15 protein-coding genes are annotated in these 13,424 nt (G+C 45.5%); 10 read left to right on the top strand and 5 right to left on the bottom strand.

Annotated elements, in window-relative coordinates:
- The first annotated feature begins 48 nt into the window (after window positions 1–48).
- On the top strand, window positions 49–507 hold the full coding sequence (locus KNP94_RS07420) for a MarR family winged helix-turn-helix transcriptional regulator (RefSeq protein WP_088838529.1): 459 nt from the start codon (window positions 49–51) through the stop codon (window positions 505–507).
- Between the two features lie 171 nt (window positions 508–678).
- The gene (locus KNP94_RS07425; protein ID WP_029332013.1) at window positions 679–1,311 is read left to right on the top strand and encodes an NAD(P)H-dependent oxidoreductase; all 633 of its coding nucleotides are present in this window, start codon (window positions 679–681) and stop codon (window positions 1,309–1,311) included.
- A gap of 49 nt (window positions 1,312–1,360) precedes the next feature.
- Here the strand turns inward: KNP94_RS07425 and KNP94_RS07430 are convergent, their stop codons facing one another.
- Window positions 1,361–2,083, bottom strand: a complete 723-nt coding sequence (locus KNP94_RS07430; RefSeq protein WP_088838168.1) for a WecB/TagA/CpsF family glycosyltransferase — start codon at window positions 2,081–2,083, stop codon at window positions 1,361–1,363.
- Window positions 2,084–2,164: 81 nt separating this feature from the next.
- Here KNP94_RS07430 and KNP94_RS07435 point away from each other — a divergent pair, with 81 nt between their 5' ends.
- The gene (locus tag KNP94_RS07435; protein WP_088838167.1) at window positions 2,165–2,824 is read left to right on the top strand and encodes a uracil-DNA glycosylase; all 660 of its coding nucleotides are present in this window, start codon (window positions 2,165–2,167) and stop codon (window positions 2,822–2,824) included.
- A gap of 156 nt (window positions 2,825–2,980) precedes the next feature.
- On the opposite strand, the gene KNP94_RS07440 is transcribed toward KNP94_RS07435, so the two are convergent.
- Complete coding sequence (locus KNP94_RS07440) at window positions 2,981–3,787, bottom strand: Cof-type HAD-IIB family hydrolase (protein WP_214808382.1); 807 nt, start codon at window positions 3,785–3,787, stop codon at window positions 2,981–2,983.
- Window positions 3,788–3,913: 126 nt separating this feature from the next.
- Here KNP94_RS07440 and KNP94_RS07445 point away from each other — a divergent pair, with 126 nt between their 5' ends.
- From KNP94_RS07445 to KNP94_RS07470, 6 genes are all read left to right on the top strand, one after another.
- The gene (locus KNP94_RS07445; protein ID WP_214808378.1) at window positions 3,914–5,176 is read left to right on the top strand and encodes a hypothetical protein; all 1,263 of its coding nucleotides are present in this window, start codon (window positions 3,914–3,916) and stop codon (window positions 5,174–5,176) included.
- Window positions 5,177–5,199: 23 nt separating this feature from the next.
- Window positions 5,200–5,892, top strand: a complete 693-nt coding sequence (locus KNP94_RS07450; protein ID WP_088838164.1) for a response regulator transcription factor — start codon at window positions 5,200–5,202, stop codon at window positions 5,890–5,892.
- Window positions 5,889–7,274, top strand: coding sequence for a sensor histidine kinase (locus KNP94_RS07455; RefSeq protein WP_088838163.1), 1,386 nt, complete (start codon window positions 5,889–5,891; stop codon window positions 7,272–7,274). Before KNP94_RS07450 ends, KNP94_RS07455 begins: the two co-directional genes overlap by 4 nt.
- A 97-nt stretch (window positions 7,275–7,371) precedes the next feature.
- The gene (locus KNP94_RS07460) at window positions 7,372–7,752 is read left to right on the top strand and encodes a DUF1499 domain-containing protein (RefSeq protein ID WP_088838162.1); all 381 of its coding nucleotides are present in this window, start codon (window positions 7,372–7,374) and stop codon (window positions 7,750–7,752) included.
- The gene (locus KNP94_RS07465; protein ID WP_029332004.1) at window positions 7,749–9,176 is read left to right on the top strand and encodes a dihydrolipoyl dehydrogenase family protein; all 1,428 of its coding nucleotides are present in this window, start codon (window positions 7,749–7,751) and stop codon (window positions 9,174–9,176) included. The genes KNP94_RS07460 and KNP94_RS07465 overlap by 4 nt, the downstream gene beginning before the upstream one ends.
- 3 nt (window positions 9,177–9,179) lie before the next feature.
- Window positions 9,180–9,713, top strand: coding sequence for a DUF420 domain-containing protein (locus KNP94_RS07470; protein WP_088838161.1), 534 nt, complete (start codon window positions 9,180–9,182; stop codon window positions 9,711–9,713).
- A 240-nt stretch (window positions 9,714–9,953) separates the two neighbouring features.
- Here KNP94_RS07470 and motB read toward each other — a convergent pair whose 3' ends face one another.
- From motB to KNP94_RS07485, 3 genes are all read right to left on the bottom strand, one after another.
- Window positions 9,954–10,727 (bottom strand): flagellar motor protein MotB, encoded by a 774-nt coding sequence (motB, locus tag KNP94_RS07475; RefSeq protein WP_088838160.1) that lies wholly within the window; start codon window positions 10,725–10,727, stop codon window positions 9,954–9,956.
- On the bottom strand, window positions 10,702–11,487 hold the full coding sequence (gene motA, locus KNP94_RS07480) for a flagellar motor stator protein MotA (RefSeq protein WP_088838159.1): 786 nt from the start codon (window positions 11,485–11,487) through the stop codon (window positions 10,702–10,704). Before motA ends, motB begins: the two co-directional genes overlap by 26 nt.
- A 100-nt stretch (window positions 11,488–11,587) precedes the next feature.
- Window positions 11,588–11,827, bottom strand: a complete 240-nt coding sequence (locus KNP94_RS07485) for a hypothetical protein (protein ID WP_029331998.1) — start codon at window positions 11,825–11,827, stop codon at window positions 11,588–11,590.
- A 160-nt stretch (window positions 11,828–11,987) separates the two neighbouring features.
- On the opposite strand from KNP94_RS07485, the gene KNP94_RS07490 reads away from it, so the two are divergent.
- Window positions 11,988–13,379, top strand: a complete 1,392-nt coding sequence (locus KNP94_RS07490; RefSeq protein WP_088838158.1) for a TrkH family potassium uptake protein — start codon at window positions 11,988–11,990, stop codon at window positions 13,377–13,379.
- Window positions 13,380–13,424: the final 45 nt, after the last annotated feature.

Here is a 13,424-nt window from a genome sequence, read left to right on the forward strand (position 1 = left end):
GAGGACTATGATTATTTGCGAATCAAGATAAAGAGGGGCGAACGTAAAATGGAAGCGACAGATTCGAAACTAGCACTAAAATTGCTCGTAGTCTTATCGCGAACGATGCATGCTGTGACGGAACAAGTAAAAGCAGACATCAAGACCCATCAATTGAATCCTTCAGAGTTTGGTGTGCTTGAGTTGTTGTATCATAAAGGCGATACACCGCTCCAGCAAATCGGCGACAAGATTTTATTGACGAGTGGAAGTGTCACTTACGTAGTAGATAAACTTGAAAATCGTGGACTACTAGCACGCAAATCTTGCCCGACAGACCGTCGCGTCACATTCGGTACGTTGACTGAGGCAGGTCAAGCGTTGATGGAAGAAACGTTCCCGAAACATGAAGCATTTTTGATGGACTTATTCAGCGACTTGACGGTTAGCGAAAAAGAACAATTGATTGATCAACTTAAACGAGTCGGGTACCGGGCAGATAATTATACGCATTCTGAAAAAGCGTAATGCCAGCCGATCCATTCAATCTAGATGGAATGTCACCGAAAGGTGAGATTTCATCTTTTTTGTTTGTCTTTTCATAGAGTTAATACTTTGAAATCAAACGAATTGACAAATGAAAATGATGTTGGTATGTTTAGTTACAGAAATTACTTTAAATAAAAAGGGGAAATAAAAATGACTAAATTACTTTATGTAACTGTAAACCCAAAATCTACGGAACATTCGTTCAGCCTTCAAACAGGTGAAGCGTTCCTTGAAAGCTATAAAGCAGCAAACCCGAATGCAGAAGTAGAAGTACTTAACCTCTACAGCGAAGACGTCCAAGAAATCGATACAGACGTATTAAGTGCATGGGGCAAATTCGCGACAGGTGAAGAGCTTTCAGAAGTCGAAATCGCTAAAGTCGGGACAATGACGAAACACCTCGAGCAGTTCATGGCAGCTGACGAATATGTTTTCGTTACACCAATGTGGAACTTCTCATTCCCGGCACGTCTCAAAATGTACATCGACAGCGTTCTTCTTGCTGGAAAAACATTTGCCTACACAGCTGAAGGTCCAAAAGGATTGATGGAAGGTAAAAAAGCACTCCACATCCAAGCAACAGGCGGCGTTTACACAGGTTCTGGTTTGAACTTCGGTGACGATTATCTCCGTCAAGCACTCGCATTCACAGGTGTGACTGAATACGACGCGCTCTTCATCGAAGGTATGGCGATGAACCCAGAAAAAGCAGAAGAAATCAAAGAAGAAGCAATCGCAAAAGCAAAAGAACTAGGTCGTGCGTTCTCAACGGTCAACGCGTAAGTTAAAAAAATCCCTTCGTCCGAATGACTGGACGAAGGGATTTTTTTGATTAGATGTGTGATTTTTTACGTAGAACAAGCAATGCAAACAAAACGAGGTCCTTCAGTTTCTCGAAACCGCGAGGGTGTGTCGAAATACGGTAAAGCCATTCTAGTTTTAGTTTGCGGAACACTTTAGGGGCTCGTTTGCTATGACCGGACCAAACATCGAAGGCACCACCGACCCCGATGAAGATGCCGCGATCGACGAGATCATAAACGGAAGCAATCCATTGCTCCTGCTTGGGTGCTCCGAGCGCGACAAGGATTAAATCAGCCTGTGCAGAGCGAATGGCGTCGGCAGCTTCCTGATCCTTACCGAATCCATGAAATGTCCCGACGAACTGGATATTCGGAAAACGGATCGATAATTGTTTAATCAACGATTTCATGACTTCCGGGCGACCTCCGAGTAAGAAGACACGTTTGTGTAAATTGTCAGCCGTTCGCAACAATTCCCGTGCCGTTTCAATTCCAGGAAGCGTCGCCTGCAACGGGTTGCCTAGACGTTTACTGGCGGCAGTCACACCGATGCCGTCTGGTGTGATGAACGTCGCTTTTTTCAAGATGACGTTGTATTCCGGATCACGTAAAGAGCGGAGAACGAGCTCAGGATTTGCCGTCACAAGAAAAGCTTTTTCATTGTCGTGTAAGACTGTTTTAATATGGGTATACCATGTCGATGGTGTGGCATTGACGAACGGTAACCCGAATAGTTCTGTTGTTTGAATCATTGTTAATCCACCTCATTTTCCATCATAGCAGAACCCATCTAAACAAACAGGGTCCTAAGACCGAAAAAGGAGTGAAGTTGTATGCATCCTGCTTGGCAAACAATTTTAAAAGAAGAAAAAGAAAAAGAATATTTTCAACAACTTTGGTCGTTCGTTCAATCGGCCTATCAAGAGACAACAGTTTATCCGGAGAAGGATCGGATTTTTCATGCGTTTGATGCGGTCGCACCGTCAGCCGTTCGATGCGTCATTTTAGGACAGGATCCTTATCATGGACCTAATCAAGCGAACGGATTAAGCTTTTCCGTGAACGACGGGGTCAAGATTCCACCGTCGTTACGAAACATGTATAAAGAACTTGTAACCGATTTAGGATGCACGCAACCAACGACCGGAAATCTCGAAAAGTGGTCGGATCAAGGGGTGTTCCTCTTGAATACATCGTTGACGGTCGAAGATGGGAAGGCTGGATCTCATGCTAAAAAGGGCTGGGAGCCCTTTACTGACCGAGTAATCGAAGTACTCAGTGCACAGGAGGAACCGATTGCGTTTATTCTTTGGGGAAATCATGCAAAAAGTAAGAAAGTATTAATTGATACCTCGCGTCATCTGATAGTGGAGTCGGTCCATCCGAGTCCGTTATCGGCGAACCGTGGTTTTTTTGGGAGTCGACCTTATTCGCGTGTCAATCAGTGGCTTGAAGAACAAGGGCGCCAACCGATTGATTGGTGTATCTCATGAAACGGAAAATATCCTAACCAGGATTAGACGGTTGATAAACGAACAGGGAATTCTGTTTTGGGTAGGAGGTTCACTAAAAAAGCCGAATGATTTCCCCCTTTTGAGTGCGGGAAGGCATTCGGCTTTTTTGTAGTTATCACATCGTCATCTGAAAACTCAATCCATCATGAATTGTTCGATGACGAGTGCGATGCCGTCTTCATCGTTTGAAGCCGTCATATGCTGAGCGCGCTCTTTGACGGTATCGGCAGCATTTGCCATCGCAACACCGAGGCCTGCCCATTCAATCATCGATAAGTCGTTGTTGCCGTCCCCGCAGGCGATGACGTCTGCTTGTTTAATACCGAGGTGACGAGCGAGAAGTTCCAAACTCGTACCTTTCGTCACACCAGCTTCTGTGAACTCAAGGAAGAAGGGTTTAGAACGTGCGACTGCGAGTTGACCCGCAAGTTCGACTTGAAGTTGTTGTTCGACTTCCGCTAAGCGTTGTTCTTCAGCAAGCATCAGACATTTGACGACCGGCTCTGTTACGGAAGCTTTAAAGTTCGGTACCGTGATGACGTCCATCCCCGTCAATTGACCTTCAAGCGTCGTATACTCGTTCGGTGTCTCCGTAAAAATTTCGTGACCGACGTACGTATGGATATAGATGCCTTCACGACGACTTAAATCGTAAAGCCCATGAACCGTTTCCGGGCTGAGTGTACTCGAAAACAGTGATTCGTTTGTCTGACAGTTGATGATGGATGCACCGTTGAAACTAAGGATGAAACTTCCGTAACGTTCAAGTTCAAGTTCCTTCGCTAAATCAGTCATCGCATAAGTAGGTCGTCCGCTCGCGAGGACGACTTTTTTTCCGCGACGTTGTACGTCGAGTAGTGCCTGTTTCGTTTTTTTGGAGATCGTATGGTCGCTCGTCAACAATGTATCATCAAGATCGAGCACAATCATTTCGTAAGCCATTCAGTGTAAGCCCCTTTCAATTATCTGTTCTATCGTATCAAGTTGCCTCCTATTCGACAATATACTCTCCTTAGGAAGAGTATGATACAGTTTGATTAGAGCACGAATGGAAAGGATTCAACCACTATGAGATATGTTGCCATTATTTTATCGACCCTATATTTAGCAGGATGTGGCCTGAGCCTGCCGCACCCTGCGACCTTACTACAGCATCCGGCCCTACCGAAATGGGAGACTGCATTAAAGGAAAAAATTGAGCACGACCTCCCGGAACGAGCAGAAATCATCGCCCCCCGAAACCAGTCGATATCACGGTTATATGAATTGATCGACCTGAATCAGGACGGTCATCAAGAAGCGGTCACCTTTTATCGGACTGAAGTGAACGGAGACTTCCAAATTCATTTATTGGTTCACGAGCGTAAACAAGAGAGTTGGTCATTAAAGGTACGACGACCGATTGCAGAAGGAAAGGCAATCGACCAACTGCATGTTGTGTTGAATCCGATGAAAACGTCTAATCAATTAGTGATTGGTATATCGAACCTTGAGACGAACACGGTTTATCTCTTAAAAAATCTCCTTCAACCAACGGCAGACATTACGAAGGTAGATACATACGATCGAGTCACGATTGCTGACTTAAATCAAGATCAGCAACAAGATATGCTTCTTTTGAAAAAAGGGCGACCGGCAAAAGTGATGTACTACAAGGATGTGTTAAATCCATCTGATCGCCAGGCGATGTCTTTGACGACAAAAGAGGGTGACTTGTTCGCGGATCATGATTTGTTTGAAGTTGATTCGATTGATGTGTCTAAAAAAAGAGGATTGCTCATTTCTTTTACACGTGATGCCGCGATGCATGTGGCGCTGTTTCAACTGGACGAAGGTCGGCTTGTGCAGCATACATTCGGCGATCAAGCAGAAATCATCGAACCGATGTATACGTATCCGAAAGACGTTGATAAAGATGGAATCGTAGAGTTTGCACACCAGTACACACCAAAAAACAGCAGTGGTCCGATTGGTGAGGATAAACCGCGTATCACGGCCTATTACACATGGAACGGCTTGGACGTGTCGCCTTTTCTCGAATCGGGATTTGAACTCCGAGAAGAACAATACATCGATTTAGAATACAATTTCGTCATGCGCTTCCCGGCGCGCTGGGCGACGCGAGAGACGATTGATAAAAAAGATAATCGGATCCGCTTCATCAATCAGGAGACGAACGGAATCGATTTCGAAATCGAAGTGATTCCGAAAAATCAGTACATTGCCAGTCCGCAAAAAAAGAAAATCAAAGAAGGCATTGACTACGTTTATGTCGTGAATGTCACAAAATCATATGAAGAGTACGCAGCGAACGTAACGCTCGTCGAATAGAGTCGAAGTAGGAGGAAGCGAACATGACAAAAATATTAGTGGCTGAGGATGAACACGCGATTCGAAGTTTCATCGTCATTAATTTAAAACGGGCAGGGTATGAAGTGAGTGAAGCGGAAAATGGACGAGAAGCGTTAGAACAATTTAAACAAGAGACATTCGATATTATGTTACTCGATATCATGATGCCTGAAGTCGATGGATTTGCTGTATGCGAGCAAGCACGGGCGCAAGATGAAGTCGTCGGGATCATCATGTTGACAGCGCGGACACGTGAGGAAGACAAAGTCATGGGGCTCAGTGTCGGGGCGGACGATTACATCGCGAAGCCGTTTAGCCCGGCCGAATTACTGGCTCGGATTCAATCGTTGTTACGACGCGTCGAAACGTTACGTCGTCGGAAGCAACCACGCGAGCTGATTTCAGGACCATTCCGGATTGATCTTGGCGCGAAGCGTGTCCAAAAAGGAGGCGTCGATGTCGAAGTGACGCCGACAGAGTACGATTTACTTTGTCATTTCATTAAAAATGAAGATCAAGTCATGTCACGGGATGAATTGCTTGATGCCGTCTGGGGAGAAAACTATTTCGGCGATCGAAAAACCGTCGATGTCAACATTCGTCGTCTTCGTCAAAAAATTGAAGAAAACCCGGCTGAACCACAGTTTATCGAAACGTTGTGGGGGCATGGCTACAAGTGGCGTAACGAAAAATGAAACGACAGATATTGATGCGGTTCATGACGATTATTACGGTGACCGTTCTGCTCGTCATCGGGATTTTATCGTTTGTGACCTATAACTATTATTATGTGACGGCGACAGACGTCTTGAAGCGGCATGCGAATGCGAGCGCTGTCTTATTCGCAAATAGTGGCTTGGCATATGACTACATGGATTCAGATGCGACGATTCATGACGTCCTCGATTCCTATGCGTATGAAGATGCTGAGATTGAGGTGCTGGATGCGAAGGGCGTCCCCCGCTATTCGTCGACTGGCTTCATCTCAAAACGAAAATTAGTGAACGAAGAGATTACACAACTCCAAGCTGGGGAAACAATAACGAAGCGTTATGATGATGCTGCAACGGATGAACATCTGCTTGAAGTGACAGAACCCGTCGTCTCTTTCGGACAGACGACAGGGGCGTTACGTTATACGACGTCACTCAATCAAATCGATCAACGGGTTATGGAGATTTGTTTAGCAATCCTTTTGCTCGGAATCCTCATTTGGGGGCTCGCCTATATTTATTCTTCCCGACTCGTCTCCTCGATCGTCCGACCGATTCAAGAAGTCATCGGGGCGTCAGATCAAATTGCAAAGCAACATTACGACGTTAAAGTGAATGAGGCCTATACGTTCGAACTGGGAGAACTCGCGCGGACGATCAACTACATGGGACAACAGATCAAGCAACAAGAAACGTTGAAAGATGAATTTATTTCTGGGATATCACATGAGTTACGGACACCGCTGACTTCAATCAAAGGATGGAGTGAAACATTGCTCGCAGAGAAAGAGCGTCTACCGGAAGAAGCCTCGCTCGGTATGGGCATCATCCACTCGGAGACGGAACGACTGATTTCACTCGTTGAACAGTTACTCGACTTTTCGAAGCTTGAGACGAGTCGCCTCGTCTTATACCGTCAGGAAGTCAACTTGACGGAAATCATCGAAGCCGTCACGGCTCAACTGCGTCAAAAGGTCGAAGAAAAAGAAGTCACCATCGTGCGGAAGTTACCAGCACAAGTCATCGGTCTCTACGACGAGAATCGACTGAAACAAGTCTTCTTGAACCTCTTAGATAATGCGATTCGTTTTTCGCCCGTAGGTGGCGAAATTACAATCCGTCTCGTCCGTTCAGAACGTGTGCTCTTTTTATCCTTTAGTGACGAAGGACCAGGAATCCCGAAAGAACATTTACGTCATGTCACGGAGAAATTTTATCAAGTCCAAAAAGGAAAAGGTGGGACCGGGCTGGGTCTATCGATTTGCCGTGAACTCGTTGAAGCACATGAAGGAAAACTATTTATCGATAATCAACCAGAAGGTGGTGCTATCGCGACAATCTTGCTTCCGGTGACGAAAGCATAACAGGGGAGTCGAATGAGAAGCGCTTTCGAAATCGAACTGGTAAAGTAAAATGGGAATAGTATTTATTTTTTCAAGAAATGAAACGGAGGAATCAGACATGGCACTTGGCGTCTCAAATGGAGCATTAAGTCTGCTAAATGGAAAACCGAACGCAGTATCGACACAAACGGATCAACAAGCGTTAAAGATGGACCCATTACCGTTCAAAGGTACGATGAAAGATTCGAAATTCCAAGTCATGCGGATTTTGCAAAGTCTCGATCGAGTTAAAATCGTGAAAGAAACACCAGACTATATCCATGCTGTCTTCTCGAGTAAGTTTTTCCACTTTAAGGATGATGTCGAATTTTATTTTGATCAGTCGACTCATCTTGTTCATTTCCGGTCTGCCTCACGCGTCGGTTACTCCGACTGGGGCGTCAATCGAAAGCGGATGGAAGATATCGTTAACCGTTATCAGAAGGAGGAGTCACAATGAAAAGTTATCAACTCGTTGTTATCGGTGGTGGAGCAGCAGGCATGACTATTGCAGCTGGTGCTGCAAGTCTTGGTGCGCACGTCGCTTTGATTGAACGTCATACGCATCTCGGTGGAGATTGTTTACACTACGGGTGTGTCCCGTCAAAAGCGTTGATTGAAGCAGCACACGATGTCTATGTCATGAAGCAGACTGCTGAAAAATATAATGTCACATTAAATGGTGACGCGGTCTACTCGAAAACGAAAGCGAGCGTCGACCGGGCACGAAACATCATTCAATCACATGACGGAACAAAACGGTTCGAAGACTTAGGCGTAGATGTCTATATCGGTGAAGCGAGTTTCCTCAGTGCAAACGAAGTCGAGGTAGCAGGACAACTTGTTGTCGGGGAAAAATTTGCAATCTCGACAGGCTCGCAACCAATCATTCCGCCAATCGATGGTCTTGATACGGTTCCGTATTTGACGAACGAAACGATTTTTGAACAGACGGAGCGTCCAGAACGTCTGCTCGTCATCGGGGGCGGCGCAATCGGGATGGAGCTGTCGCAAGCCTACGCGCATCTTGGAACAGAAGTGACGGTCATTGAAGGTGCAAAATCACTGATGCCGAAAGAAGATAAAGGCATGGTTGAAGTCTTGCAACGCCAAATTGAGCAAGAGCTTGTGTTGCATCTGAACACGACGGTGACGCAAGTTCGAAAAGCGTCAGGTGGGATTGAAGTCACGGTCGAAACGGATGGAGAATCACGTGTCATCGAAACGGATGCCGTACTCGTCGCTGTCGGACGTAAACCGCGGATTGAAGCCTTACGCCTCGATCGCGCCGGTGTTGATGTGCAAAAAGGGTACGTGCAAGTCGACGCATCACTTCGGACGAGTCAACGGCACATCTTTGCTGTCGGTGATACGATTCAATCGTTACCATTCACACACGTCGCGGGTCTTGAAGGTAAGACGGTCGTTACGAACGCCTTGTTCGGTTTACGGACGAAGCCCGATTACCGTGCCGTCCCGTGGGTCACATTCACGACGCCTGAGCTGTTCCATCTTGGATTGACCGAAGAAGAAGCACGCGAAAAATATGACGAAATCAAGGTTTATCAAACAGGCCTCGATGAAGTCGATCGTTTCGTCATCAATGGTCGGACAGAAGGTCGCGTCAAATTGATTGCGAACAAACGTGGTAAACTAATTGGTGCTCATGCGATTGGGGAGCAAGCTGGCGAGTGGATGCAAGAAGTCGTTTATGCGATGGCTCGTAAAGATAAAGTCGGTCAATTGTCACGTGTCGTCCACCCGTATCCGATTCGTGGTGCGGCTGTGCAACGTGCGGCTGATCTTTACTGGCGTGAGCGTCTCTTTGATGGTCCATTGCCGAAATGGTTGAAACGATACTTTGACTGGAAACAAGGAGAATGATTCATGCAAGAACCTGCTAAACGGCGTAATTTTGTGCCGGTCGTCATTATTTTGACGCTCGTCATCAACTTACTTGTCGCCTTACTTTTTTTCGCGCCACCGCTTCAGGTGAGTGATGGCTTTGATTGGACGTTGTTACCGTTTTTCAATGCGATTTTTAACAGTTTTACGTTCATGCTCCTACTTGGAGCATGGATTTCGATTCGTCGTGGAAACCGGATCAATCACCGTCGTTTCATCGGTGGTGCCATGACGACGACGACACTCTTTTTAGTTTCTTACGTGACGTATCACGCCGTGAGTGAGTCGACGAAGTTTGGCGGCGAAGGATTCGTTCGCCCGGTCTATTTCTTTATTTTGATTTCGCATATCATTTTGGCAGCGGTTATCGTGCCGCTCGTCTTGATGTCGCTCGCACATGCGCTCAATCAAAATTTCGAGAAACATAAAAAATGGACACGTTTTACGATGCCGCTCTGGCTGTATGTCAGTCTGACGGGTGTCATCGTCTACATCATGATTCGTCCATATTACTAAAAATGAATGTTCGAGTTAAGTGGGTCTTCACGCAGCTTGTCTGTGTTTGGGACTCACTTTTTTTGTTCCTCACTTAGTGCAATGTGAATTGCTTCTTTGAAGACAAGGCGAGAAAATTGACATTATTCCTGCAGCATGTTCACGCTTCATAAAAAGGTTTTTACAGTCTAAAGGGATTGCGCATCGATGTTAGATGGCAATCCCTTCGTGTATATCTTCATCTTCGAAATTAGTTGTTTCTTACGGTTTGACCGTTGTTTCATCTAGCAAATTCGCTGCTTTGATATCAAGTAACGGACGGACGAGGACTTCGACGCGCCGATTTTGACTCCGTCCACTTTCTGTTTGATTCGAAGCGATGGGTTGGTATTCGCCGTATCCGGTGACGGTGAACCGTTTTGGTTCTAACTTTGGATTTTTTTGCAACGCACGCATGAAACTGATGGCGCGTTCCGTACTGAGTTCCCAGTTCGACGGGTATTGTGCCGTACGAATGGGGATGTTATCTGTATGACCAGACACTTGAATTTGACGTTGTCCAGATTTGACGAGTAAGTTACTCATCCCTTGAGCAATTTGGATGGCTTCGCCTTTGACTTCAGCTTGCGCAGGAGAAAATAGAGCGCGATCTCGAATCGTGAAGACGAGACCTTCATTCGTGATTTCGACTTTAATATCTTTTTCGAGCTTTTCTTTTTTGATATAGTCGGACGCTTGGGCTTTAATTTTTTCGAGCTCTGAGATTTCAAAACTTTGTGCTTTCGTCCGAGCATCCGTCTTTTTTTCGTCCTCTTCTTCTTGTGAAGTCGCGAGCGAGCTATTGGTAATCATGCCGGAGCCACCGTTGAAGACGGAACTGAATGATTGAGACATCGCTTTTAGTTTGACGGCATCGACGTTACTCGAAGCAAAAAGGACGATGAAAAGCGCAAGTAACAGAGTCAAAAGATCGGCATACGGAATCAGCCAACCTTCCGAGATGTGTTCATCATGCGGCTTCTTTTTCCGCTTCATAAGTTTCACGCTCCTTCGGCGTCAGATACACGAGTAGCTTATCCTCCAAGTTTTTTGGAGATTCCCCGTTTTGAATCGAAAGAATTCCTTCAATGATCATTTCATAGAGTTGAATTTCATTTGCTGATTTTTGTTTGAGTTTCGTCGCGAATGGAAACCATAAAACATAGCCGGTGAAAATCCCGAATAATGTGGCGATGAAGGCACCCGAGATTGCGTGTCCGAGCTTCTCGATATCCGACAGATCGGATAGGGCGGCGACTAGACCGATGACGGCCCCTAAAACACCGAGGGTCGGAGCATATGTACCAGCTTGTGTGAAAATGTTCGCGTTCGCATGATGGCGTTCTGTCATGTTTTCGAGGTCGCGTGTCATGACATCTTCCACATATTCAGAAGGTTGACCATCGATGACCATCATGACACCACGTTTCATGAACGCGTTGTCGACTTCTTCAATCGCTGTTTCGAGCGATAAGAGACCTTCTTTACGCGCTTGCGTCGATAGTGTCAAAAATTGAAGCATGAGATTTTGTTTGGTCATTAAATTTTGTTCGAAGAAGATGACTTTGAACAGGGCTGGAATCAATTTGAGCCGTTCCTTCGGGAAGGAAATCATGATGGCTGCTGCTGTACCTGCGAAGATGATGACGAGTGCCGCAGGGTTCAGTAAGGCGATTGGAGGAGCACCTTTTAGAATCATTCCTCCGACGAGTGTGATGAGTCCAAGAATAATACCGATTATCGACACGATATCCATTGTTAATTGTGCCACCTTTCCACATGTTGTTAGGGTCGTGAACGAAAAAATAAAAAGAGCAGAAGAGGCATCTTCTGCTCGGAAATCCAAAAACCGAGAATTAAGCGCCGTTTTCGTCGATTAGCAATTGAATGCTTTCGTTTCGTTCGTCACGCTCTATATCGGTTAATACGTCGTATTTTTTTAATACATTATACAATTCATTTAGAATCGGTTGTTCCAGATGTAACGATAATAATTCCTCGAACTGATAATATAACTGTGCGGGCATCCATTGTGATTGTCGTTCTAGCCTTCGCGAGACATCCTCAATCGAATGGTCAGCCGTCCTAGGGTCCACTGTTTCCCTCAACCTCCTTTAAAGTTAACACGTCTGCTTTTATCTATTTTACCAAAAAAAAACGAAAACGTTTAGTTGATTGCAAATTTCGATAGAACTAATGTTTTCGAGAGAGTATGATAAATGCAATTGAGTAATCTCATCTAGGAGGAGTCAACGCATGTTTTCGCATAAAAGACATACACGTTTAGCGAAATTTGGAGATTTTGGAGAACGAACGTATCATCAATTATTTGATAAACCAGCCCGTTTCATCGCGACTGGATTCACATTGACGATTTTGCTCGGAGGATTATTGTTGTGGATCCCCTGGTTTCAACAAAGCGATAGCCACGTTGCATTAATTGATTGTCTGTTCGTCGCGACATCGGCTGCGACGGTGACGGGGCTTTCGCCGATTAACATTGCAGAGTCCTATAATTTGTGGGGGCAACTGATTTTAATGATTTTAATTCAAATCGGTGGTCTCGGATTCATGACGATTGCACTTGTTCTACTTAGTGTCACAGGTCGAAAAATCGGGATTCGTCAGCGGATCATCATTCAAGAGATGTTCAACTTAGATAGTCCGGGAGGAACGATTCGACTCGTCCGGAACATTCTCTTGACGACCGTCATCCTGGAGTTGATTGGGATGATCTTACTTGCTCTCGATCTGTTCATTCAATACAAATATACGCTCTCAAAATCACTGTATTATGGTCTGTTTCATGCGGTCTCCGCCTTTAATAATGCCGGTTTTGCGTTATGGGGAGACAGTTTGACGTCCTTCCAACAAGATACGACATTCATTTTTACGATTTCTGCTCTATTGATGATTGGGGGATTGGGCTTCACGGTCATCGCTGATGTTTCGGCTAACCGCAGCTTCAAGAAAATTTCATTACACTCGAAATTAATGATTTTATCATTACTCGTCATCAACGGTATCGGGACGGTCGCGATGATGGTGTATGAGTGGGTCTCACATCTCGGTTCCCTTCAAAATTATTCGTTCTTTCAAGCACTACATATCGTTTTCTTCCAAGTCGTGACGACCCGGACGGCAGGGTTCCAGACGATTGATTTGACGACGATGGTGCCACTTTCGATCGGTTTGATGATGGTTTTGATGTATATCGGAGCGGGATCGGCGTCGACGGGATCAGGCATTAAAGTCACGACAGCAGCCGTCATCTTAAAGAACGTCTGGACGTATCTACGGGGACAACGAGAAACGGTCCTGATGCGTCGGACCGTCCAGGCGCAGGCCGTATCAAAAGCTTATGCGATTGCTATTTTCAGCATTTTATTCATCGGTGTCATCACAACGCTCTTGGCACTGTCGCAACCGAATATCTCGTTTACAGGGCTCTTCTTCGAAACGGTTTCCGCATTCGGGACGGTCGGACTTTCGTTAAATGTGACATCAGAGTTGAATGATTTTGGAAAAGGACTAATCATGTTCATGATGTTGCTTGGACGTGTCGGTTCCTTGACGATTCTCTTCACGGTCGCGACGCAACACAATCGCTTGATTCGTTATCCGAAAGAAAATATGCTGATTGGTTGATTGGCTGTCAGTAGCAGATGTCTCCTAAAAAGTGCCTCACCGTTC

This window comes from Exiguobacterium sp. s80, from assembly GCF_018618725.1.
GTDB lineage: Bacteria > Bacillota > Bacilli > Exiguobacteriales > Exiguobacteriaceae > Exiguobacterium_A > Exiguobacterium_A oxidotolerans.

Excerpts from the sequence above, each read along its gene's own strand:
- KNP94_RS07420 (WP_088838529.1), top strand. The coding sequence starts at position 49 with ATGGAAGCGACAGATTCGAAACTAGCACTAAAATTGCTCGTAGTCTTA.
- KNP94_RS07425 (WP_029332013.1), top strand. The coding sequence starts at position 679 with ATGACTAAATTACTTTATGTAACTGTAAACCCAAAATCTACGGAACAT.
- KNP94_RS07430 (WP_088838168.1), bottom strand. The coding sequence starts at position 2,083 with ATGATTCAAACAACAGAACTATTCGGGTTACCGTTCGTCAATGCCACA.
- KNP94_RS07435 (WP_088838167.1), top strand. The coding sequence starts at position 2,165 with ATGCATCCTGCTTGGCAAACAATTTTAAAAGAAGAAAAAGAAAAAGAA.
- KNP94_RS07440 (WP_214808382.1), bottom strand. The coding sequence starts at position 3,787 with ATGGCTTACGAAATGATTGTGCTCGATCTTGATGATACATTGTTGACG.
- KNP94_RS07445 (WP_214808378.1), top strand. The coding sequence starts at position 3,914 with ATGAGATATGTTGCCATTATTTTATCGACCCTATATTTAGCAGGATGT.
- KNP94_RS07450 (WP_088838164.1), top strand. The coding sequence starts at position 5,200 with ATGACAAAAATATTAGTGGCTGAGGATGAACACGCGATTCGAAGTTTC.
- KNP94_RS07455 (WP_088838163.1), top strand. The coding sequence starts at position 5,889 with ATGAAACGACAGATATTGATGCGGTTCATGACGATTATTACGGTGACC.
- KNP94_RS07460 (WP_088838162.1), top strand. The coding sequence starts at position 7,372 with ATGGCACTTGGCGTCTCAAATGGAGCATTAAGTCTGCTAAATGGAAAA.
- KNP94_RS07465 (WP_029332004.1), top strand. The coding sequence starts at position 7,749 with ATGAAAAGTTATCAACTCGTTGTTATCGGTGGTGGAGCAGCAGGCATG.
- KNP94_RS07470 (WP_088838161.1), top strand. The coding sequence starts at position 9,180 with ATGCAAGAACCTGCTAAACGGCGTAATTTTGTGCCGGTCGTCATTATT.
- motB (WP_088838160.1), bottom strand. The coding sequence starts at position 10,727 with ATGAAGCGGAAAAAGAAGCCGCATGATGAACACATCTCGGAAGGTTGG.
- motA (WP_088838159.1), bottom strand. The coding sequence starts at position 11,487 with ATGGATATCGTGTCGATAATCGGTATTATTCTTGGACTCATCACACTC.
- KNP94_RS07490 (WP_088838158.1), top strand. The coding sequence starts at position 11,988 with ATGTTTTCGCATAAAAGACATACACGTTTAGCGAAATTTGGAGATTTT.